This is a genomic window from Ruegeria sp. Alg231-54 (genome assembly GCF_900143525.1).
Classification (GTDB): domain Bacteria; phylum Pseudomonadota; class Alphaproteobacteria; order Rhodobacterales; family Rhodobacteraceae; genus Ruegeria.
In genome coordinates this window covers 24,598-45,143 of record NZ_FREZ01000013.1, presented here as the reverse complement: position 1 = coordinate 45,143, position 20,546 = coordinate 24,598, and the positions used below count along the sequence as shown (strand labels likewise).

Here is a 20,546-nt window from a genome sequence, read left to right as displayed (position 1 = left end):
GCTCCTAGTTGAATTGGATGAAAGCGGTCGCGGCGCCGGCCACCGGCACCAGCGATCCCATAGCGCCAGTGTTGTTAGGTTCTACTCGAGGTGGAATTAATGGATCGGCAGCCCCGGAAAACGGATCGCGCGTCGCAGATGCGATTGGAGTTTGCTGACCCAACTGAGCCAGAACGGTTTGAAAACGCGTCACGTAGGCGTTTGCCAAAGCGGATGTGCGCGAGTGATAGGCCCCGGCGGCAGCGTTCCACGAGCCCAGCTCAGCATACAGCTCTTTCAGAAACCGCGCGGCATATGTTGCGTTTTTATCGGGATCGAACATGGCGTCGATCGAGCGGAACGCCTTGCCGTGCCAGCGGTAGTTGATCTGGAAGCACCCGATATCAAAGCTGCGTTTGCCTGCTTTGAAGATGTCGAACACATATGATTTTGTCTCGAACTCTGAGGTGAACCAAATGCCCTTCCCTTCGACATTGATCGTCCAGGGCCAGGGTTGCAGCGCCCCGTCAGCTGTGCGGCCTGTCTCAACCCGGGCGATTGCACGCATGACATCTAGTGGCACTCCTTCGGACCGGGCGGCGCGCTGGGCGGCGTTGTCGCAGATGCGGGCTGTTTGGGTGTTGGGCATGGCAAAACCCTGCGGCGCAACCAACAGCGCCGCCAAGGTCAGTCCTAAGATCATTCGATATGGCATTCTGCCGGTCCGGGATTCTGATCAGTCCGGGCCAAGCTAGCTGTGTCAGGGTTTACAGAGGGTTATCGGACGCTCAGTTTCGATCGATCCGGCGGCCGAACACGACACTGGTGTTGGTTCGCAAAACTCCAGGGATCTTTGCTAATTCGTCGACCAGAATGTCCAGATCCTCGATCCTAGGGGCTTCGGCGGACAGCAGTAGGTCGAATTCCCCATTGATCGACAGGCAGAGTTTGACCTCGGGATAGGCTTCCAGCCGCTTGATAATACGTTTGGTCTCTTTTTGCTGAACCTCAAGCAAGACAACGACCTGAACGCGCGGGGCGTCTTCGGGGGCGCTCAGCACCACCGAATACCCGGCAATCACGCCGCGTTCTTCCATCCGTTGAATGCGTTCATGCACGGTGGTCCGGGCCACACCCAGTTTCGCCGCGATCTTGGTCGTAGATTCGCGGGCGTTGTGCTGCAGGGCTGTGATGATGCGGCGGTCAAGCTGATCCATAGGGCCAAGGTGTAGTGCAAATACCTTGGGATGCTCAAGGTTTGTCAGCGTGTTCGCCCGACGTCATTTTCAGCTTGGAGCGCGGCCAGATCAGAAGCGTAATACCAAGCCCCGCAAGGGCTGCAATAGTCATCCAGATCAATGTCTGTTCGGTCCCTTTGGTGGTCATTAGCCACCCGGCCGGCGGGTACAGCACCAGCCAGCAGGCATGGGACAGGGTGAACTGCGCGGCGAAAACAGCTGGTCGGTCTTCCGGGCGGGCCGTGCGTGTCAGCAGGCGGCCGGACGGTGTCAGAGTGGCAGAATAGCCAAAGCCAGCACCCGCCCATAACACCGCGAGCCCCCACAAAGTCATCTGGGTCGAGGCGAACAACCCCGCTGCAACGGCCATCGTAAGCGTCCCGAATGCTGCACCAGCCAGCATAACGCTGCGATCCTCGTAGTTGTTCAGAAGAGACGGTAGGACAAAGGCCGCCAGCATCGATCCGAACCCGTACCCTGCCAGTGCAATAGCCACAGCACTTTCCGACAGCCCAAGATCGGCGCGCACGATTACGACAGTGTTGACGATGACCATCGCGCTGAGTGACGCGGCAGTCCAGGTCAGCGCTAGCAAGCCGCGCAACCGTGTCGTACCAAGGTATAGGCGGATGCCACGGGTCGTCCGGTCGTAAATCCCCCTCCGTTTCGTCGGTTTGGGCGAAGGCAGGGCGACCGACACGACAAGGATTGCCGAGGCAACGAACCCAAAACTTGTGCCCCAGAACAGGCTGTCAAAGCTAATGATCAACAACAGCGCTGCAGCCAGAGCGGGACTGAGCAGACTTTCGAGGTCATAGGCCAGCCGAGACAGCGACAGAGCTTTGGTGTAGTCTTGTTCATCCGTCAGAACATCCGGAATCGTCGCCTGAAAGGCTGGGGTGAAACCAGCAGAGGCCGATTGCAGCAGGAAGATCAGCACATAGATCTGCCAGATCTCGGTCACGAACGGCAGACAAAGCGCAACGGCGGCACGCACAAGATCTAGCACCACCAACATTTTGCGTCGGTCCAGCCGTTCTGCAAACGCAGCGGCGAGCGGGGCGACAACCACGTAGGCCACCATCTTGATGGTCAGGGCGGTTCCCAGAACCATACCCGCCGCGTCACCGGCCAGATCAAAGGCGAGCAACCCCAAGGCAACCGTCGCCAGCCCGGTTCCCATCAACGCAACCACCTGAGCCGCCAGTAAATGCCGATAGACGCGGTTCTTCAGGACGCTCAGCATCGGTCAGAGGTACTTTGTGATGGTTTTGAAGTCTTCCACGTCCGGGTCTTTGGTTGCGGTCGTTGGTGACAGGCAGTGATCAATATGATCGTGGATCAAGGCCCGTTTGGCGTTGGTAATCGCCTTTTCAACCGCAAAAAGTTGCTGTGCGATGTCGGTGCAGGGCTCTTGATCTTCGAGCATGGATATTACCCGGGCCAAATGCCCGTGTGCCCGTTTCAGACGCGCGTGGATCTGCGGGTGCGACTCGTGTTTGTGCTGCGTCATGCAATAACCCTATCCTCCCCATAGGGATATGGCCAACGCAACCTGCGGGTCCCTGCCGCACCGTCATGGATGGCGTTGAGTTTAGGGACCAAACCTCCTATCTCGGGGACGATACCGGACAAAGGACAAGCCCCGTGGCAAACCATCTTTACAAAAACGACCTGCCGGACGGGTTGGATATGGGCCCTGTTGTGGCCATAGACTGCGAGACCATGGGGCTGAACCCGCATCGGGACCGGCTGTGCGTGATCCAGATGTCAGGCGGCGACGGTAACAGCCACATCGTTCAGGTGGAGAAGGGACAGACCGAGGCCCCGAACCTGTGTGCGATGCTGGAAAACCCTGACGTGCTAAAGCTTTTCCACTTTGGCCGTTTCGACATTGCTGCGATGTACCACGCATTTGGCGCGTTGGCCGCTCCGGTCTATTGTACCAAAATCGCCAGTCGGCTGGTGCGCACCTACACTGACAGGCACGGGCTGAAGAACCTGTGCCAAGAGCTGATCGGCGTCGATATCTCGAAACAGCAGCAGATGAGCGACTGGGGCGCTGAGACCCTGACCAACGCGCAGCTGGATTATGCGGCTTCTGATGTTCTGTACCTGCATCAGCTGCGCGAGGCGTTGGACGGACGCCTGGCCCGCGAAGGCCGCACCGAAATGGCGCAGGCCTGTTTTGACTTCCTGCCGATGCGTGCGAAACTGGACCTCGCCGGCTGGCCCGAAACGGATATTTTTGCGCACTCATGACCGATACCGAAGCATTCCTGAGAACCGCACGTCAGGTCATCACCGACGAGGCCCGCGCGCTGGACGTGCTGGCCGAAAGCCTGAATGAAGATTTTGCCGAAGCCGTGCAGATGATCCTGCAGGCTCCGGGCCGCATCATCATCAGCGGTATCGGCAAATCTGGTCACATCGGCCACAAGATTGCCGCCACACTGGCCAGCACCGGCACGCCCGCCTATTTCGTGCACCCGGCCGAGGCCAGCCATGGCGATCTGGGCATGGTGTCGAAAGGCGATGTGGTTCTGGCCATCTCAAACTCGGGCGAAGCGCCGGAACTGGTCAATCTGCTGGCCTTTACCCGCCGCTTTGGCATTCCCTTGATCGGATTGTCCAGCAAGCCGGAAAGCACGCTAATGACGCGGGCGGATGTGCATTTGCTGATCCCGTCGCTGGGCGAAGCTTGCGGTTTTGGCATGGTGCCCTCGATTTCAACCACGTTGACGTTGGCGATGGGCGACGCCTTGGCCATTGCGTTGATGAAGTACCGTGATTTCAAGCCTGAGGACTTCCGCGCCTTCCACCCTGGCGGCAAGCTGGGGGCGCAGCTTTCCACCGTGCGGGATTTGATGCACGCCGATCTGCCAGTTGTGTCTGAGGGCACTCCCATGAGCGAGGCGCTGTTGGTCATGAGCCAGAAAAGCTTTGGCGTTGTCGGCGTGACGGATGAGGCGGGCCGCCTGATTGGCATCGTGACTGACGGTGACTTGCGCCGGAACATGGACGGCCTTCTGGACAAGACCACCAAAGAGGTCATGACCACCAATCCGCTGACCATTTCCCCGAACGCAATGGCGGAAGAGGCAGTGGCGATCATGAACGATCGCAAGATCACTTCGCTGTTCGTGGTCGACCCCGAGACACAAGGCCCGGCAGAGGGGCTATTGCATATCCACGACTGCCTGCGCGTCGGATTGGGCTAGGCGGAGGGTAACGCGTTGGACGGACACTCACGCAGGGTACAGTTCTTCAAGGTGGTGCTGCCTCTGGTGGCCATTGCTATGCTGTCGACTGTGTTCCTGCTGTCGCGCAGCATCGAAACTAATGTATCCGTGCCCTTCAACCAGCAGGATATCGATGAACGTTTGGCGGATCAGGTGGTGATGCAGCCCAATTATCAAGGAACGACCCGCAAAGGTGAAGACGTTCAGATCGAGGCAAGCCGGGCAACGCAGGGTACTGAGGGCGAAGCGCCAACAGCGGCCGAGTTTCGGGGTCGCTTTGGCCTGCTGAATGGCGGCGTGATCACTTTGGACTCCAACACTGGCATGATCCGTCCGGACAAGAATACAGCTACCTTTGTCGGGGATGTGGTTATAACAACAACGGACGGCATCGTCGTCACGACCGATCTGTTGAACACCGCGCTGGACGAAATTCAGGGCGACACGCCCGGTCAGGTCGACGGAACCGGTATTATTGGTGATTTTACTGCGGGCAGAATGACATTTGGGACTGAAAAAAAAGATGGACCGGTCCATATTATTTTTACAGATGGCGTGAAGTTGGTGTATGAGCCTCAAAAAGCAGAAAGATAACCTGTGTTCTATTTTCGATTAGCCCTTGTAAGCGCTGCTCTGGTAACTGGTGCGATCTCTGCGACAGCGCAGGAAACTCAGGTTGCTTTTGGTTCGGCTAATGCCGACCCAAGCCTGCCGGTCGAGGTGACCTCGGAAAAGCTGAACGTAAATCAGGAAGACGGCTCGGCCGAGTTTCTGGGGAACGTGATCGTAATTCAGGGTGAAATGCGCCTGACCGCGGAACGCGTGCTAGTCATTTATAACGAAGACCGTTCAGGTATCGAACGGATGGAAGCGACCGAAGACGTGATTCTGGTCAGTCCTCCGGATGCGGCCGAAGGCGACTGGGCGGAATACACCATCGATTCAGGTGAGATCGTCATGAAGGGCAACGTTCTGCTGTTGCAGGGGCCAAGCACGATCAGCGGCGACCAGATGAACGCCAACCTGACCACCGGCAAAGCGACGATGACCGGCAACGTGAAGACCATCCTGCAGCAGGGAGCCAACTGATGGCTCAGCCAAACCTGACGGTGGCCGAAGGTGCCTCTGGCCTGAAAATCGAAAAACTTCGCAAGTCTTACCGAAAAAAGACAGTGATCCGCGACGTTTCCATGACCTTGGGCCGATCCGAGGTCGTGGCGCTGTTGGGTCCGAACGGGTCAGGCAAGACCACCACATTCTACTCGGTCGCGGGCCTTGTGTTTCCTGAGGCCGGCACTGTTACGATTGACGGTCAGGTTGTCACAACGCTGCCTATGTATCGCCGCGCGCGTCTTGGGATCGGATATCTGCCGCAAGAGATGTCAATCTTCCGTGGCATGAGTGTCGAAGACAACATTGCCGCCGTTCTGGATATCACCGTCAACCACGCCCACCGCCGAAAAGAGCGGCTGGAAGAGCTGTTGTCCGATTTCTCGATCGAACACCTGCGCAGGGCACCTGCGCTGGCCCTGTCGGGCGGTGAACGCCGCAGGGTCGAGATCGCGCGTTGTTTGGCGGCAGATCCGAAATATCTGTTGTTGGATGAACCCTTTGCGGGGGTCGACCCGATCAGCGTCGGGGATATTCGCCATCTGGTTGCGGACCTGAAAAAGCGTGGAATCGGCGTGTTGATCACCGATCACAACGTGCGCGAAACACTAGAGATCGTGGATCGTGCGTACATCCTGCATGACGGTCAGGTCCTGATGTCCGGCACACCCGACGAAGTGGTTGAAAACGAAAACGTGCGCCGGGTTTACCTGGGCGAAAACTTCCGTATTTCATGAGCTTGCGCAGATTTTCGCCGGGCGCATGGCGGAAATCACGTATATACACGCCTGTTTTGATTGACTCTCCCGCCGTCTCTTGCCTCAATTGGACTATGGCATTTCTTCGGTTTCCGACTGGATCACGACGTTCCTTCCTGGAAGGGGGGCCGGTGCGGTTACCGCAGGATTTGCCGAAGTCCCCCACCCGATAAAAACAAGCGCGTCGCATTACGTGACGTCAGAAATGGGTGTGAATTGTGAAGGAGATCACATGCGTTACCAAATCAGCGGAAAACAGATCGACATCGGTGCGGCCCTGCAGACTCATGTGCAGACCGAACTGGGCGAGGTCGTGGGCAAATATGCCCAACGTCCGACAGATGCCAACGTCGTCTTTTCCCGTTCAGCGCATGAATATGTATGCGAAACCACAGTGCATCTTTCCACTGGTCTGACCGCTCAGGCCAAGGCACACGCAACCGAGATTTACGCGGCGTTTGAGGGATGCTGCGACAAGATGGAAACGCAACTGCGCCGTTATAAGCGCCGACTGAAAGACCACCACAAGGATCGGTCCGAGCCTGTTGAACTCTTCGGAGCGTCGTCTTATATCCTCGCCTCTGACGAATCGGAGACGGCTGACGAGCCCGATACTCTGCAGCCCATGATCGTGGCCGAGATGGAAACCAAGATCCCATCGCTGAGTGTTGGAGAGGCGGTCATGCAGATGGAACTTGCCGGTGCGCCGGTGCTTGTGTTCCGAAACGAAAACAAGGACGGATTGAATGTCGTGTACCGTCGCGAAGACGGTAACATCGGCTGGATTGATCCGTAACAGGCAAGACTAGCAAGGCACGCCCCTGCAATTGCAGGGGCCCCGCCATGGAGCGTGATGATGGAGCTTTCGAGCATATTAAAGCCCGAAGCAGTACGTGTGTTGTCCGCCGCTTCTAGCAAGAAGCGGTTGTTTCAGGAAATTGGCGATGTTGCCGCCGGAACTTTGCATCTGGATGCGCAGACTGTCGTCGATTGCTTGCTGGAGCGCGAAAGCCTTGGACCGACCGGTGTTGGACACGGCGTCGCGTTGCCGCACGCTCGGCTGACAGATCTGGACTCTGTCTCGGGTGTGTTTGTTATGCTCGAAAAACCGATTGATTTTGGATCGGTCGACCGGCAGCCGGTGGACATCGCTTTTGCACTGTTTGCGCCGGAAGAGGCGGGTGTCGACCACCTTAAGGCGCTTGCACTGGTGTCCCGTACACTGCGCGACACGTCAGTTTGTACAAAGCTGCGGGCCAACCCTGATCCGGTCAAGCTTTACGCGATTCTGACCGAAGCGCAGTCCATGCAGGCCGCCTGACCTTGCAGAAATAAAAAAAGCCGCCGAAAGCTGGGAGCTTTTTTTCTTTGAGGCGGCTTTTGCTTACCCGCCTGCTCCCATTTCCAGTGTCCACCAGATTTTCCCGCCACCTTCCTGATGCCAGGAAAAGCCCATTTGTGAGGCTTTGGGGTCCATGATCACGGCTCGGGGGCCAGGTTCCTGCATCCAGGCGGCCAAAGTTTCGGTTTCGGTCTCATAGGTTTCCGAGATCGCCTCACCCAGGAAAGTCCCGTAATAACCGGCGCGTTGCGCGCGATCTATGGGCGACGATCCGTCCGAACCGAAGTGCCATGGGCGGTTCTGGCGCGCCATATCTTTGGAGTGGGTCGCGGCCGCAGCATTCAGCTGCGAGTTCAGCTGCACCGCCTGCAAACCCTGAGCCTGGCGCAAGGCATTTACCGAATCCAGCATACGGAACTGGAGCTTTTCGGGGTTGCCGCGAATCTTGTAGACCGATGGCAGTGGGCGGCCGTCTGATCCGTAAGTTGGGGTGCCGCTTGGGGTACATGCAGCCAGCGCAACAAAGCAAAGAAACAGAAATGTGATAATACGCGTCATGATCGACCTGATTATTGTGTCGACATACGGCATAGCGCGCCATGCAGCCTTCGGCAAACCTGCAATGGCTGATTCTTGCATGTTTCTGCCGGTTTGATTTGCGATTGACGCATTCTGGCAATAAAATACGTGAAAATTTCAGGTCATCTTTCGCAAAGGACCGTTCACTATGGTCAAGAAACCCATTCTCTCATCAAGCCGCCGAGGATTTCTGGCCGGTGCTTCGGCCCTGCTGGCATCGCCAGCGATTGCCCAGTACATTCCAGGTGACCCACTGCGCCCCGCACCCGAGGCCGAGCCAGACGTGCGTCGCAATGTCTCGGGGTTCCGCGCCTTGGATTGGCAGCCTTATTTCTCGAATACGAGAAATGGGGCCATTCTGGTCGATACGGTGTCCCGAGCGCTGCATTATTGGTCAGATGATCAATCTGTATACAAACTCTACCCCTCATCGGTTCCGCTGACCGAAGAATTGACCCGCCGGGGCCGCACCAGCGTCATCCGCAAAGTTGAAGGTCCCAGCTGGTCGCCGACACCTTCTATGAAGAAACGAAATCCCGAATGGCCGGACCATATTCCACCGGGCCCTGACAACCCATTGGGAACACATGCTTTATACCTGAGTTGGAAATACTACCGGATTCACGGAACGCATGACACGCGCAAAATTGGTCGCCGGTCGTCGAACGGATGCATCGGCCTGTTCAACGAAGATATCGCTGAGCTGTTCTCGATGGCGAAGGTCGGCACGCAAGTGTTGCTTATTTGACGACATTTTCGCGCACGAACCCGCTTGTGGCCCAAGTTGCAATTGCATTCCAGCCATATAGCTGATTAGAAAAAAACCACGAGGTAAGTCTTAGGTGTGCGGATCCGATAGATGGAGCCGTGCAAACTCTGGAGGTTAATATGAAAAAACTCGTTCTCGCCGCTGCATTGACTGCTGCTGCTTCGACCGCTTATGCCGGTAACCTGGAAGAGCCGGTTGTTGAAGCACCGGTTGTTGTAGAGGAAACTCAGGGTTCGTCGCAGGGTATCATCCTGCCGCTGGTCCTGCTGGTCGTAGTTGCCGCAGCTGTTGCAGCAAGCTAATTTGACGAGCTAAATCTAGAGAAAAGGCGGTGGAGCGATCTACCGCCTTTTTTCATGTCTGTATGGTGGGTGTTGGTTAGTCGAGCCAGCCCTTCAGATTATCTTCGATTACCTTGCCCAGTGCGCCAATGTGCGAATCATCGTCATTGAGGCAGGGGATATAGGTAAAGGTTTGACCGCCGGCCTCTTCAAAGCTTTCCTTGATCTCTTCGTTGATTTCTTCCAGCGTCTCGATGCAATCGGCGGAAAACGCCGGTGCGATTACCGCGATGTTCTTCTTTCCCTGCCGGGCCAACTCTGCCACGTGCTCGACGGTATAGGGTTTCAGCCATTCCTCGGGACCGAATCGCGATTGGAAGGTTGAGACCAGCTGATCGTCCGACCAGCCCAGCCGTTCCTTCAGCAATCGGCTCGTTTTCGCGCATTGGCAATGATACGGGTCGCCCTGCTGCAAATAGCGCTCTGGCATGCCGTGATAGGAACAGACCAAGACATCCGGTTTGGTCTCCAGCGCGGAATAGGCTTTTTCCACTGACCCGGCCAAAGCGTCGATATAAGCAGGCTCGTCGAAATAGGCTGGAACGGTGCGAGATGCAGGTTGCCAGGCTTCGTCCATCAGCGCGCGGAAGAACTGATCATTGGCTGTTGCAGTCGTTGCGCCAGCATATTGCGGGTAAAGCGGGAAGAACAGGATGCGGTCACAGCCTGCGGCAACCATCTCACTCACTTTGGATTTGGTCGAAGGGTTACCATAGCGCATGCAGAAATCGACCATCACCTGATCGCCGTACCGTTCCTGCATCGCGTCGCGAAGCTTGGCTGTCTGGTCCTTGGTGATCGTCATTAGCGGGCTTTCGCCCTTGTCGTGGTTCCAGATCGACTTGTAGGCCTCACCCGAGCTGAACGGGCGCTTGGACAGGATGATGCCTTGCAGAATCGGCTGCCACTTCCACTTGGGATAGTCGATTACGCGCTGGTCCGACAAAAACTCATTCAGATACCGGCGCATCGGCCAATAGCTGTAGTCATCCGGCGTACCGAGATTGGCCAGCAGAATGCCGACGCGGCCCATTTTGACCTTTGGATGGTCTGCGGCGGCATGATCGGGGCGAGTGGCGTCAAACATCTGATGCTTCCTGAGATTTCTCTGTACTGGACTGAGATAACCGGAAAAGCCCGGTCGTCAATTGGACAGTTTACCTTCTTTTGTGCCCAGCGCATCCGCAAGCCGGGCTTTGGCTGATCCGGGGCGCAATGGTTTCTGTTGGCTGTCATCGGGCGACCAGCCGGTCAGGCAGATCAATTCATAGGTGGCGGCCAACCGCCCCCCGGGCGTTGAGAAGTTGTCGGCATAGACCTGCTGTGCGCGCGTAAAAACCTGTCGCTTGGTGGGTTGTTTCATGCGCCCGGACAGGCTGTTGGTCTCACCCATGGCACGCAGGTCATGCATCAGGTGCTGCATGTCGCGGTATTCCGCCGTCAGGCGCGCGGTGTCGGCGACCGGTAGCGCAAACCCCGCCCGTTGCAGCAACACGCCAAGATCGCGCAGCTCGGCCATCGGGACGATACGGGGGCTGAGGCCTCCGGTTACTTCGATTTCGGCCTGTCCCAATGCGGCTCGCAATTCGTGCAGGGTTTCGCCGCCCAGACACACGACCAACAGCAAACCGTCGGGGCGCAGAGCACGGCGACATTGGATCAGTTGCCCTACAGGATCATTGGCCCAATGCAGCGCCATGGCGTGGATGACCAAATCATGCGCGTCGGGGGTCAGGGCCAGAACCTCATCATCCTCAACGATCTGCGCCTCGGGCAACGTGTTCTGCCAGATATGTGCAAATGGCGTCACGATCGCCGGGGCCGTAAAGGTTTTGTTAACCATGGAGAGTCGATCCTGCACTTCGTCTACAGCGGCACGGTGCAGGAACAGGGCCTCATCCTTTGCGCGAGCGCGGTGCCGGGCAAGGACCTGGCGATCAAACAAAGAGGGTGTATTGGACACAGGCAGTTTCATAGGGCGCAATTATCGCATGTGGCACGGGATTCAAACCGCTGTCGCGCTGATCTATCCGCCGCGCTGTCTGGGATGCGGGGACCTGACCGAATCGGATTTCGGCCTGTGCGGGTCCTGCTGGCGCGAGACGCCCTTTATCGGTGGAGTTGTTTGCGAAAGCTGCGGGGTGCCATTACCGGGGGTTGCAGACGGTCACCGGATTGAGTGCGACGATTGCTTGGCTGTGCCGCGCCCCTGGCAAGATGGGCGTTCGGCCCTTTTGTACGATGGCAAAGCGCGGTCGCTGGTGCTGGCCTTGAAACATGGTGACAGGCCCGAACTGGCGCGCCCCGCCGCACGCTGGCTGGCGAGGGCCGGGCAAGAGATGTTCCGGGAAGGCATGCTGCTTGCACCGGTGCCTTTGCACTGGTCCCGGTTGTTGAAACGCCGGTACAACCAGTCCGCCCTACTGGCGCAGCACCTTGGGAAAGAGGCAGGGCTGGAGGTGTGCCCGGACCTTTTGCTTCGCCACCGAAAGACGCCTGTTCTGGATGGCAAAACAGCGGCAGAGCGGGCTGAAATCCTTAAAAGCTCGATCATCGCCCATCCAAAGCGACAAGACCGCTTGCGAGGCCGCGATATTCTGCTGGTGGATGATGTGATGACGTCCGGCGCAACACTGGCGGCTTGCGCGCGTGTCTGCCTTGCATCCGGAGCAAATCATATTTCCGTGTTGACCCTAGCGCGCGTTGCCAAGGATGCCTAATTCGCCCAAGATTATGCGAAACGCGAAGGTACGGAATATGAAACCGGTAGAAATCTACACCTCGCCGCTCTGCGGCTTTTGTCACGCGGCCAAACGCTTGCTGAAACAGAAAGGCGTCGAATTCAAGGAAGTTGACGTGCTGATGCATCCCAAGCGCAAGCCCGAGATGATCCAGCGCGCCGGCGGCAAAAGAACTGTGCCACAGATCTTTATTGGTGCGCAGCACGTGGGCGGCTGTGACGAGCTGTATGAGCTGGAGCGTCAGGGTAAGCTGGATCGCCTGCTCGCGGCCTGATGAAGACCGCGCTGCTGCAAATCACCTCGTCGGATGATCCGGGCGAAAATCTGGGCAGGGTGCGCGCCATGATGGCCGAGACTGCGGCACAAGGCGCGCGGTTCATCCTGACGCCCGAGGTGACGAATTGCGTGTCCACCAGCACCACGCGGCAGCGCGAAGTCCTGCAGCACGAAGAAGATGACCAATCGCTGGCCAGCCTGCGGGATAAGGCCGCTGCGCTGGGTGTCTGGCTGCTGATCGGGTCTTTGGCGATCAAAACCCATGATTCAGACGGTCGGTTTGCCAACCGGTCCTTCATGATCGACCCGCAGGGGCAGATCGTGGCGCGGTACGACAAGATACACATGTTCGACGTGCAGGTCACCGAAACCGAGACCTTCAGCGAATCCAAAAATTACCGCCCCGGCGACAAGGCGGTGATTGCCGACACCGATTTTGGCAAGCTTGGCATGACCGTCTGCTATGACGTCCGGTTTCCGGCGCTCTATGCGGCGTTGGCGCAGGCAGGTGCGCGAATCCTGACGGTTCCGGCCGCGTTTTCGCCGGTCACGGGTGCGGCCCATTGGGAATCGTTGCTGCGCGCCCGGGCGATTGAAACCGGCTGTTGGGTTCTGGCCCCTGCACAAACTGGCGAGCACCCTAAAACCCGCGGCAAGACGCGCTATACCTATGGCCACAGCATGGTTGTCGCCCCTTGGGGCGAGGTCGTCATCGACGCAGGGACCGATCCGGGCATTCACATTTTCGATATGCATGATAGTTCTGTGTCTGAGGCGCGCCGTCGCGTGCCCTCGTTGACTCACGTCCGTCGCTTTGACGGACCCTGATCCAGAACCGGACCATGACTGACGAACACAATGCCCTTGCGGTCACGCTGTTCAGCGAAATCCTGACCGCCGACCAGCTGTTGCGTAATCGGCTTAGCCGGGTGCTGCCCAAGGGTATGGAGATTTCGCATTTCTCGGTGCTCAACCATCTTGTCTTTGTCGGGGATGAGCGTAGCCCGGCACAATTGGCCGATACGTTCCACGTCACGCGTGGTGCGATGACCAACACCTTGGCCAAGCTGGAATGGGCCGGATACATCCACATCCGCCCCGACTGGGACGACGCCCGCCGCAAGATGGTGGCGATCAGCCCCGCCGGTCGCAGGGCGCGGGATCAGGCGATCACATCAATCGCCCCGCTGATCAACCGCGTGGTCGGAGAACTGGGACTGGAGCGCGTGCGCAGCACGTTGCCCGTATTGCGGGATTTGCGGTTGCAGCTGGAGTAGGGGCTACTTCTTGAGCTGATCACTGGTCAGCTGATTTACGCAGGAAATTGAAAATTCTGACTAACGACCAGCGAGCAGGAAGCTAAGTGATGCCTTGGATATTGGATGTTAAATCCGGGAATATTCGTTTGGTTTTAGACGGGGGATACCCCAACGGTCACAATCCCATCGATTCTCACGGTGTATCGGGTTTTGGCGCCGATATACCGCCGGAATTGGTCCCATTCCGGCTCGATATTATCAAAGCTCCTGAGCCTTTGCCAGAATTCGCCAGCTATCTGTACAACGACATTTATGTGGGTGAGACCGCGCGTCGGTTAATCGAGGAACTGGAGCCATCCGTGCATCAATTCTATGAGACGATTGTCACTAGAAGCGGCAATCCGGTGACCGACAGGTCCTACTTTCGATTTCAAACCAGGAAGGAAAACGTTCTTGATGGTGCGCTTGTCGTAGAGGAATCGGATGTGTCTTTGCGTATCAAAAAGCGCAAACTTGACGATGGGAGTGTAGTAGAACGCAAAGTTTTATTACCTAAGGTTCGACCACCTCGCATGACGTGGCGTAAGAGCGTTGTACAAGGTCGCCATCTTTGGGCTGAAAAGCGTCTTCGTAACTTTTTGATCGCTTCAGACGAGTTGTATGCCGCGTTCAAATCCGCTGGAGTGACTGGCTTTAACGCGCAGGAATGTCGCTTTTTTTGAGCTGTCGTAGCAGGGGTGCTTGGACTCACACCACATCCTACGCTCACCCCGGTTTCACACTCGCCGTCACATAATTCACGCTCAAATCCCGGTCCGAGATCGACCAGCTCCACAGAATCGGGTTGAAGACAAACCCCTTCCGGTCCACCGGCTCTAGCCCGGCTTGGCGCAGCAAGTCGAACAGCTCATCGGGGGTGATGAACTTATTCCACTCATGGGTGCCGCGCGGCAGCCAGCGCATGACTACCTCGGCCCCGAAAATGGCCATTGCATAAGATTTCGGGTTGCGGTTGATAGTCGAGCAGAGCAGCAACCCGCCGGGTTTCAGCAAGTCTTGCGAAGCGGTCAGAAAGCCAAGGGGGTCGGCTACGTGCTCTACCACCTCCATGTTCAGCACTACGTCGAACTGTTCACCTGCGGCGGCCATGTCCTCGGCGGTGGTGTGGCGGTAGTCGATGTCCAGCCCGGATTGTTCCGCATGGATGCGCGCGACGGGCAGGTTGCCTTCGGCGGCATCCGCTCCGACCACTTCGGCCCCAAGGCGGGCCATCGGTTCGCTTAGTAGCCCGCCGCCGCAGCCGATATCCAGCAAACGCAGGCCCTCGAACGGCTTTGGCGACTTCAAATCGCGATCGAATTCGCCCGCGATCTGCTGTGTGATATAATCCAGCCGACAGGGGTTGAGCATGTGCAGTGGTTTGAATTTTCCATGCGGATCCCACCATTCTGCGGCCATCGCTTCGAATTTTGCGATCTCGGAAGGGTCAACCGTGTTCGGATGCGCTTGCATTCCTGTCTCCGTATGCTCTTTTACGCTTAAGGACTATATAGGGCCATAATGGACAAGTACCCGGACCAAAAGCGCGCAGTTCAATATCTGTACCCGCCGATCGATCCTTTCGATCAGCGTATGGTCGATGTGGGCGACGGGCACCGTATCTATATGGAACAATGCGGCAATCCCAACGGCATTCCGGTGGTGATTCTGCACGGAGGCCCGGGCGGTGGCTGCAGCCCCGCGATGCGGCGCTATTTTGATCCGGACGTTTACCGGGTGATTCTGTTTGATCAGCGCGGATGCGGACGGTCACGCCCGCATGCCTCGGTCACGGACAACACCACTTGGCATCTGGTGGACGATATCGAACGTCTGCGAACCCTGCTGGATATCGATGACTGGATTGTCTTTGGCGGCAGCTGGGGGGCGACGCTTGCGCTGGTCTATGCGCAGTCCCACCCGGATCGGGTCAATCGCCTGGTGCTGCGCGGTGTGTTCCTGGCGACGCAGGCCGAGTTGGATTGGTTTTACGGCGGCGGCGCGGGCAAGTTCTGGCCCGAGCAATGGGCGAAGTTCACCGCTCTGCTATCCGACAATGAGCTGAGTGACACCATAGGTGCATTTAACAAGCGCCTGTTCTCGGGGGATCGCGCGACCGAGGTCCTGTATGCTCGGGCGTGGTCCAGTTGGGAAAATGCGCTGGCCTCAATTCATTCACATGGCGCAACCGGGGAAAGCCCCGGCGAATACGCGCGGGCCTTTGCGCGGCTTGAGAATCACTATTTCATCAACCGCGCGTTCCTGGAACGCGACGGGCAGATTCTGGACCAGATGGACAGAATCGCGCATATCCCCGGCCATATCGTGCAGGGGCGGTATGACATGATCTGTCCGCCTCAGGCCGCGTGGAACCTTGCCCAGCTGTGGCCCAATGCCGAGCTGAAGATGGTGCGCCAAGCCGGGCATGCGCTGTCCGAACCCGGAATTAGCGCTGAATTGGTTCGCATCATGGACCGAGTGGCGGAGGGTGCGTTATGACTCGCATCGACCGTCGTGCTTTGTTTGCTTCCGGTGCTGCTGCCGCTCTGCTCGCGGCGACGGGCGCTTCGCTGGCGGATACGCCCAAGGTGGGTGGTACGCTGCGCCTGGCCGTGCCGCGCGATGACAGTTTGGAGCAGGTTGCCCGCGGGGCTGTGTTCGACACCCTGACCGAGGTTGCACCCGACGGCACCCTGCGCGGAGAGCTTGCGACCGGTTGGCAGACTGATTCCCAAGCCCGCATCTGGAGTTTTGATCTGCGCGAGAACGCTCGTTTTCACGATGGCGCAGCCCTTGACGTAAAGGATGTGATGGCTGTTTTGGGCGATGTCGGGCAGGTCGACGCCTTGTCAGATAATCGCGTGCGTCTGGAATTGGCTCAGGCCAACCCGGGTCTGCCCTTCCTTTTGGCCGACAGCAGGTTCGTTATTACGCGCAACGGGCAAGGTGTCACGCCTTTGCAGGCCGCGGTTGGCACCGGATGCTATCGTGTTGAACGGGCGGAAGACGATCGCCACTTCCTTGGGCGCCGTGTTTCCGGCCATTACAAGGATGGATCGGCCGGCTGGGCTGAAACCCTGGAGGTTATCGTGATTCCCGACGCTCGCGTGCGTACCGAAGCGCTGCGGGACGGCTTTGTGGATATCGCGGCGCTGCCACAGGGCGAAGGGTTCAGCCCTCACCGCGGATTGCGCTTTTTCCCAAGTGAATCCGATATGGCGCTGGCTGTTGCAGGGCATGTCGGCATGCCCCGTCAGATCGGAACGGATCGCCCCCTGGATGATGGCCGCGTTGCCGAGCGTTGGTGGTTGATTTAAACGCCGAAAATTCGCCTGACTTCTACTTTGTGCAAAATTTTGCTATTGTAAGCGCTGTATTAGCTTAATTGTTTCGAAAATGGGAGAATTCCCATGAGGGTTGAAGGTTTAAAGAATATATCAATAACCATTTTGTCCGTAGCATTGGCGGTTGTTGCGGTGTTTGCCCTGAAATCAGGTAAAGACGTTACCGTAAAAGTCAGCAAAAACGGGACGATAGAGCTGGATGCCCGCGAAGGGCAGTCGCTGACTCAGTTGCTGGACAAGGGTTTTGAGGCAGTTGAATTGACGTCGGAAGACGATGCTGCGACCAAGGCACGAAAGAAGTCCGAAATGCGGGCGCTCACGCGCACATTACAGTCACATGGATACTATGCGCTGGACGATTCGGCCCTGGCACACAGGATCCGCGGTCTGGATAAAGACCATATTCTGTCCGCCCAGTTGCGGGATGTGCTTTATGATCTGGAGGGTCCCTTCAAGTTACCCGGAACCTTGCGCGGTGCCGACTCTCGGTTGTGGCAAGCGATTGCCGATTTGTATGACGGGATAAAAGCCGAGCCGCATGACGACAGTCAGTTGTTTGCGACTCTTTACACAAATTTTATTGAACAGGATACCGTATTCAGCCCGTACAAGCACCAGATAACGGCCGAGGGTGTCTTGCTGCACGACACGGATGAATCCGACAAGCCAATGGTGTTCACCTGTCCCGACAGTTTACTGAAACAGGGGATTACCGTTCTGGTAAAACCGACGGGTGGTTCTTCCAACAACATGCGTCAGTTCACGGTACAACAGGACGCGGTTTTCCATGCCTGCTCCGCGGTGACACCCTTGGAGTTCCTGTCCGGATCAAAAGTGAAGTTGGGGTTGAATCGCGCAGCCTTCGATCTGCTCTTTCCACCACTGTTTGCGGACGCCGAGCAGTTTTATGGCAGCGGCACATTGTCGGTGATCATTTACCCGCGCAACACGCAGCCTGCGCGTTTTGCGTCATCGGCGAAATAGGAGTTTTTGATGAAGATGATTGTTGTTCTTTGCGTTCTCATCTCGCTTGTGACAGTCACTTTATCCGGCAGTGCAGCGGCATAGTACAGGCAATGTTTATTTGACGGTGAAGTCTACGAGGACGGGGATCGCGTTGGTCCTTATATCTGTATGGATGGCGAATGGGTTCTCGCAGAATGACATTGTGGTATCTGATGGGGGTGTTGTGGGCTTGCAATCTTGCATGTGGGCAGCTATATGGCCGTTAACAGCGGCGTGTCGGGCTTCGGTCCGGGGCTCCACCGGAAAAGATCGACGGGCCGCGCGCCCGTTTTTTTGTGCCCGACTGACAGGGTAGAGTACCAGATGACAAATGACCTGATAGCCAAAGCAGCCATCGACCGGCGACTGGCCGAGATCATCACTCCCGTGATCGAGGATCTGGGGTATGAACTTGTGCGTATTCGCCTGATGAGCGGCAAACAAACCACGCTGCAGATCATGGCTGACAAGCCTGATGGCGGTATCGAAGTGGATGATTGCGCCGAGATTTCGAACGCGGTCAGCGCCACGTTGGATGTCGAGGATCCGATTCTTGACGCCTATGCGCTGGAAGTGTCCAGCCCCGGCATCGACCGCCCCCTGACCCGTCTCAAGGATTTTGAGGCGTTCGAAGGGTATGAGGCCAAGATCGAAACCGCCGAACTGATCGACGGGCGCCGCCGTTTCAAGGGTGAGCTGGCCGGGATCGAAGGAGATGAGGTCCTGATCAATCTCACCGAGGGGGACGAGACGATCACCATCGGTCTGCAATTCGACTGGCTAAGCGATGCCAAGCTGGTCCTGACCGACGACCTGATCAAGGAAATGCTGCGCCAGCGCAAAGACGCCGGTGCCCTGAACGAAAACGCTTTCGACGAGATTGAGACCGAAGGGTCCGAAGAGGAGACGAACTGATGGCAATCACCTCAGCCAACCAGCTGGAGCTGCTGCAGACCGCCGAGGCCGTGGCCCGCGAAAAGATGATCGACCCCGGTCTGGTTGTTGAAGCGATGGAAGAATCGCTCGCCCGTGCTGCCAAGAGCCGTTACGGCGCCGAAATGGACATCCGCGTTTCCATCGATCGCAAGACCGGCAAAGCGACATTCACCCGCGTACGCACCGTGGTCGAGGATGAAGAGCTGGAAAACTACCAAGCCGAGATGACCGTCGAGCAGGCCAAACAGTATATGGAAACGCCTTCGGTTGGTGATGTCTTCGTTGAAGAAGTGCCGCCGGTTGAAATGGGCCGTATCGCGGCACAATCCGCAAAGCAGGTGATTCTGCAGAAGGTTCGCGAAGCCGAGCGCGACCGTCAGTACGAAGATTTCAAGGATCGGGCAGGCACCATCATCAACGGTGCGGTCAAGCGCGAAGAATTTGGCAACGTCATCGTCGATCTGGGCGGTGCCGAGGCCGTTCTGCGCCGCAATGACAAGATCGGTCGCGAAAGCTATCGTCCGAATGACCGTGTGCGTGCCTATATCAAGGAAGTGCGCCGCGAAGTTCGTGGCCACCAGATCTTCCTGTCGCGCACCGCGCCGGAATTCATGGCCGAGCTGTTCAAGATGGAAGTGCCGGAAATCTATGACGGCATTATCGAGGTCAAGGCCGTGGCCCGTGACCCCGGTTCGCGCGCCAAGATTGCCGTGATTTCCTATGACGGTTCGATTGATCCCGTTGGTGCCTGCGTTGGTATGCGCGGCAGCCGCGTGCAGGCCGTTGTGAACGAGCTGCAAGGCGAAAAAATCGACATCATTCCGTGGAACGAAGATCAACCGACCTTCCTGGTGAACGCGCTGCAGCCTGCTGAGGTTTCCAAGGTGGTTCTGGACGAAGAAGCCGGCAAAATCGAGGTTGTGGTTCCCGAGGAACAGCTTTCGCTGGCCATCGGTCGCCGCGGTCAGAACGTGCGTCTGGCCAGCCAGCTGACCAATCTGGATATCGACATCATGACCGAGGCCGAAGAATCGGCGCGTCGTCAGAAAGAATTCGAAGCCCGCACCCAGCTGTTCATGGACAGCCTGGATCTGGACGAGTTCTTTGCACAGTTGCTGGTGTCCGAAGGCTTCACCAACCTCGAAGAGGTAGCCTATGTGGAGATCGAAGAACTGCTGGTGATCGACGGCGTTGACGAAGGCACCGCGCAAGAGCTGCAAACACGGGCGCGCGAACACCTGGAAGCACAGGCCAAGGCAGCGTTGGAAAGCGCCCGCGCGTTGGGTGTCGAAGACAGTCTTATTGAATTCGAAGGCCTGACACCCCAGATGGTTGAAGCGCTGGCAAAGGACGATGTGAAGAACCTCGAAGACTTCGCCACCTGCGCTGACTGGGAACTGGCCGGTGGTTGGACCACGGTCGACGGCCAGCGAATCAAAGATGACGGTGTTCTGGAACCTTTCGGTGTAACGCTGGATGAGGCGCAGGATCTGGTCATGACAGCTCGGATCATGCTGGGCTGGGTCGATCCTGCTGAGTTGGAGCAGGCCGAAGAAGAAGTTACCGAAGAGGAGGCCGAGGCCTGATC

The 20,546-nt window shown here is 57.4% G+C and carries 27 protein-coding genes; 19 read left to right on the top strand and 8 right to left on the bottom strand.

The window, feature by feature from the left end:
- Positions 1 to 4: 4 nt before the first annotated feature.
- The 4 genes from DHN12_RS19345 to DHN12_RS19330 all read right to left on the bottom strand — a co-directional run bounded on the left by DHN12_RS19345 (position 5) and on the right by DHN12_RS19330 (position 2,730).
- Complete coding sequence (locus DHN12_RS19345) at positions 5 to 682, bottom strand: lytic transglycosylase domain-containing protein (RefSeq protein WP_234416704.1); 678 nt, start codon at positions 680 to 682, stop codon at positions 5 to 7.
- 85 nt (positions 683 to 767) lie between these two features.
- The gene (locus DHN12_RS19340) at positions 768 to 1,196 is read right to left on the bottom strand and encodes an Lrp/AsnC family transcriptional regulator (RefSeq protein ID WP_108861647.1); all 429 of its coding nucleotides are present in this window, start codon (positions 1,194 to 1,196) and stop codon (positions 768 to 770) included.
- A 34-nt stretch (positions 1,197 to 1,230) separates the two neighbouring features.
- On the bottom strand, positions 1,231 to 2,463 hold the full coding sequence (locus tag DHN12_RS19335) for an MFS transporter (RefSeq protein WP_108861646.1): 1,233 nt from the start codon (positions 2,461 to 2,463) through the stop codon (positions 1,231 to 1,233).
- A 3-nt stretch (positions 2,464 to 2,466) separates the two neighbouring features.
- Positions 2,467 to 2,730, bottom strand: a complete 264-nt coding sequence (locus tag DHN12_RS19330; protein ID WP_108861645.1) for a metal-sensing transcriptional repressor — start codon at positions 2,728 to 2,730, stop codon at positions 2,467 to 2,469.
- A gap of 134 nt (positions 2,731 to 2,864) precedes the next feature.
- Between DHN12_RS19330 and DHN12_RS19325 the strand changes: the two genes are divergently transcribed.
- The 7 genes from DHN12_RS19325 to DHN12_RS19295 all read left to right on the top strand — a co-directional run bounded on the left by DHN12_RS19325 (position 2,865) and on the right by DHN12_RS19295 (position 7,648).
- Positions 2,865 to 3,479 (top strand): ribonuclease D, encoded by a 615-nt coding sequence (locus tag DHN12_RS19325; RefSeq protein WP_108861705.1) that lies wholly within the window; start codon positions 2,865 to 2,867, stop codon positions 3,477 to 3,479.
- Positions 3,476 to 4,438 carry an SIS domain-containing protein gene (locus DHN12_RS19320; protein ID WP_108861644.1) on the top strand — a complete coding sequence of 321 codons (963 nt, stop codon included), beginning with the start codon at positions 3,476 to 3,478 and terminating at the stop codon, positions 4,436 to 4,438. The genes DHN12_RS19325 and DHN12_RS19320 overlap by 4 nt, the downstream gene beginning before the upstream one ends.
- 15 nt (positions 4,439 to 4,453) lie before the next feature.
- Entirely contained in the window at positions 4,454 to 5,053 is a 600-nt protein-coding gene (gene lptC, locus DHN12_RS19315) for an LPS export ABC transporter periplasmic protein LptC (protein ID WP_108861643.1), read from the top strand.
- Between the two features lie 3 nt (positions 5,054 to 5,056).
- Positions 5,057 to 5,548, top strand: coding sequence for an LptA/OstA family protein (locus DHN12_RS19310; RefSeq protein WP_058272997.1), 492 nt, complete (start codon positions 5,057 to 5,059; stop codon positions 5,546 to 5,548).
- Positions 5,548 to 6,306, top strand: a complete 759-nt coding sequence (gene lptB, locus DHN12_RS19305; RefSeq protein ID WP_058272996.1) for an LPS export ABC transporter ATP-binding protein — start codon at positions 5,548 to 5,550, stop codon at positions 6,304 to 6,306. Before DHN12_RS19310 ends, lptB begins: the two co-directional genes overlap by 1 nt.
- Before the next feature lie 253 nt (positions 6,307 to 6,559).
- Complete coding sequence (gene hpf / locus DHN12_RS19300) at positions 6,560 to 7,123, top strand: ribosome hibernation-promoting factor, HPF/YfiA family (protein WP_058273067.1); 564 nt, start codon at positions 6,560 to 6,562, stop codon at positions 7,121 to 7,123.
- Between the two features lie 60 nt (positions 7,124 to 7,183).
- Positions 7,184 to 7,648 carry a PTS sugar transporter subunit IIA gene (locus tag DHN12_RS19295; protein WP_058273066.1) on the top strand — a complete coding sequence of 155 codons (465 nt, stop codon included), beginning with the start codon at positions 7,184 to 7,186 and terminating at the stop codon, positions 7,646 to 7,648.
- 63 nt (positions 7,649 to 7,711) lie between these two features.
- On the opposite strand, the gene DHN12_RS19290 is transcribed toward DHN12_RS19295, so the two are convergent.
- On the bottom strand, positions 7,712 to 8,227 hold the full coding sequence (locus DHN12_RS19290) for a CAP domain-containing protein (RefSeq protein ID WP_108861704.1): 516 nt from the start codon (positions 8,225 to 8,227) through the stop codon (positions 7,712 to 7,714).
- Between the two features lie 169 nt (positions 8,228 to 8,396).
- Between DHN12_RS19290 and DHN12_RS19285 the strand changes: the two genes are divergently transcribed.
- Complete coding sequence (locus DHN12_RS19285) at positions 8,397 to 8,996, top strand: L,D-transpeptidase (protein ID WP_108861642.1); 600 nt, start codon at positions 8,397 to 8,399, stop codon at positions 8,994 to 8,996.
- 140 nt (positions 8,997 to 9,136) lie between these two features.
- Entirely contained in the window at positions 9,137 to 9,319 is a 183-nt protein-coding gene (locus tag DHN12_RS19280; protein ID WP_108861641.1) for a hypothetical protein, read from the top strand.
- Positions 9,320 to 9,395: 76 nt separating this feature from the next.
- On the opposite strand, the gene hemH is transcribed toward DHN12_RS19280, so the two are convergent.
- On the bottom strand, positions 9,396 to 10,445 hold the full coding sequence (gene hemH / locus DHN12_RS19275; RefSeq protein WP_108861640.1) for a ferrochelatase: 1,050 nt from the start codon (positions 10,443 to 10,445) through the stop codon (positions 9,396 to 9,398).
- Positions 10,446 to 10,502: 57 nt separating this feature from the next.
- A complete protein-coding gene (locus tag DHN12_RS19270; protein ID WP_108861639.1) occupies positions 10,503 to 11,333 on the bottom strand; it encodes a methyltransferase domain-containing protein in 831 nt (276 codons plus the stop codon).
- Positions 11,334 to 11,349: 16 nt separating this feature from the next.
- Between DHN12_RS19270 and DHN12_RS19265 the strand changes: the two genes are divergently transcribed.
- The 5 genes from DHN12_RS19265 to DHN12_RS19245 all read left to right on the top strand — a co-directional run bounded on the left by DHN12_RS19265 (position 11,350) and on the right by DHN12_RS19245 (position 14,356).
- Complete coding sequence (locus tag DHN12_RS19265) at positions 11,350 to 12,078, top strand: ComF family protein (RefSeq protein ID WP_108861638.1); 729 nt, start codon at positions 11,350 to 11,352, stop codon at positions 12,076 to 12,078.
- A 37-nt stretch (positions 12,079 to 12,115) separates the two neighbouring features.
- The gene (grxC, locus tag DHN12_RS19260; RefSeq protein ID WP_108861637.1) at positions 12,116 to 12,373 is read left to right on the top strand and encodes a glutaredoxin 3; all 258 of its coding nucleotides are present in this window, start codon (positions 12,116 to 12,118) and stop codon (positions 12,371 to 12,373) included.
- Positions 12,373 to 13,203: a carbon-nitrogen hydrolase family protein gene (locus tag DHN12_RS19255; protein WP_108861636.1), complete on the top strand. Its 831-nt coding sequence runs from the start codon at positions 12,373 to 12,375 to the stop codon at positions 13,201 to 13,203. The genes grxC and DHN12_RS19255 overlap by 1 nt, the downstream gene beginning before the upstream one ends.
- A gap of 14 nt (positions 13,204 to 13,217) precedes the next feature.
- The gene (locus DHN12_RS19250; RefSeq protein ID WP_108861635.1) at positions 13,218 to 13,652 is read left to right on the top strand and encodes a MarR family winged helix-turn-helix transcriptional regulator; all 435 of its coding nucleotides are present in this window, start codon (positions 13,218 to 13,220) and stop codon (positions 13,650 to 13,652) included.
- A gap of 89 nt (positions 13,653 to 13,741) precedes the next feature.
- Entirely contained in the window at positions 13,742 to 14,356 is a 615-nt protein-coding gene (locus tag DHN12_RS19245; protein WP_108861634.1) for an imm11 family protein, read from the top strand.
- A gap of 43 nt (positions 14,357 to 14,399) precedes the next feature.
- On the opposite strand, the gene ubiG is transcribed toward DHN12_RS19245, so the two are convergent.
- Positions 14,400 to 15,146 (bottom strand): bifunctional 2-polyprenyl-6-hydroxyphenol methylase/3-demethylubiquinol 3-O-methyltransferase UbiG, encoded by a 747-nt coding sequence (gene ubiG, locus DHN12_RS19240; protein ID WP_108861633.1) that lies wholly within the window; start codon positions 15,144 to 15,146, stop codon positions 14,400 to 14,402.
- Between the two features lie 48 nt (positions 15,147 to 15,194).
- Here ubiG and pip point away from each other — a divergent pair, with 48 nt between their 5' ends.
- The 5 genes from pip to nusA all read left to right on the top strand — a co-directional run bounded on the left by pip (position 15,195) and on the right by nusA (position 20,544).
- Positions 15,195 to 16,172, top strand: a complete 978-nt coding sequence (gene pip, locus DHN12_RS19235) for a prolyl aminopeptidase (protein WP_108861632.1) — start codon at positions 15,195 to 15,197, stop codon at positions 16,170 to 16,172.
- Positions 16,169 to 16,990 carry an ABC transporter substrate-binding protein gene (locus tag DHN12_RS19230; RefSeq protein WP_108861631.1) on the top strand — a complete coding sequence of 274 codons (822 nt, stop codon included), beginning with the start codon at positions 16,169 to 16,171 and terminating at the stop codon, positions 16,988 to 16,990. The genes pip and DHN12_RS19230 overlap by 4 nt, the downstream gene beginning before the upstream one ends.
- A 132-nt stretch (positions 16,991 to 17,122) precedes the next feature.
- A complete protein-coding gene (locus DHN12_RS19225) occupies positions 17,123 to 18,001 on the top strand; it encodes a hypothetical protein (protein ID WP_159090082.1) in 879 nt (292 codons plus the stop codon).
- A gap of 345 nt (positions 18,002 to 18,346) precedes the next feature.
- On the top strand, positions 18,347 to 18,937 hold the full coding sequence (rimP, locus tag DHN12_RS19220) for a ribosome maturation factor RimP (protein WP_058272983.1): 591 nt from the start codon (positions 18,347 to 18,349) through the stop codon (positions 18,935 to 18,937).
- Positions 18,937 to 20,544, top strand: coding sequence for a transcription termination factor NusA (gene nusA / locus DHN12_RS19215; protein WP_108861629.1), 1,608 nt, complete (start codon positions 18,937 to 18,939; stop codon positions 20,542 to 20,544). Before rimP ends, nusA begins: the two co-directional genes overlap by 1 nt.
- The last annotated feature ends 2 nt before the right edge of the window (positions 20,545 to 20,546 follow it).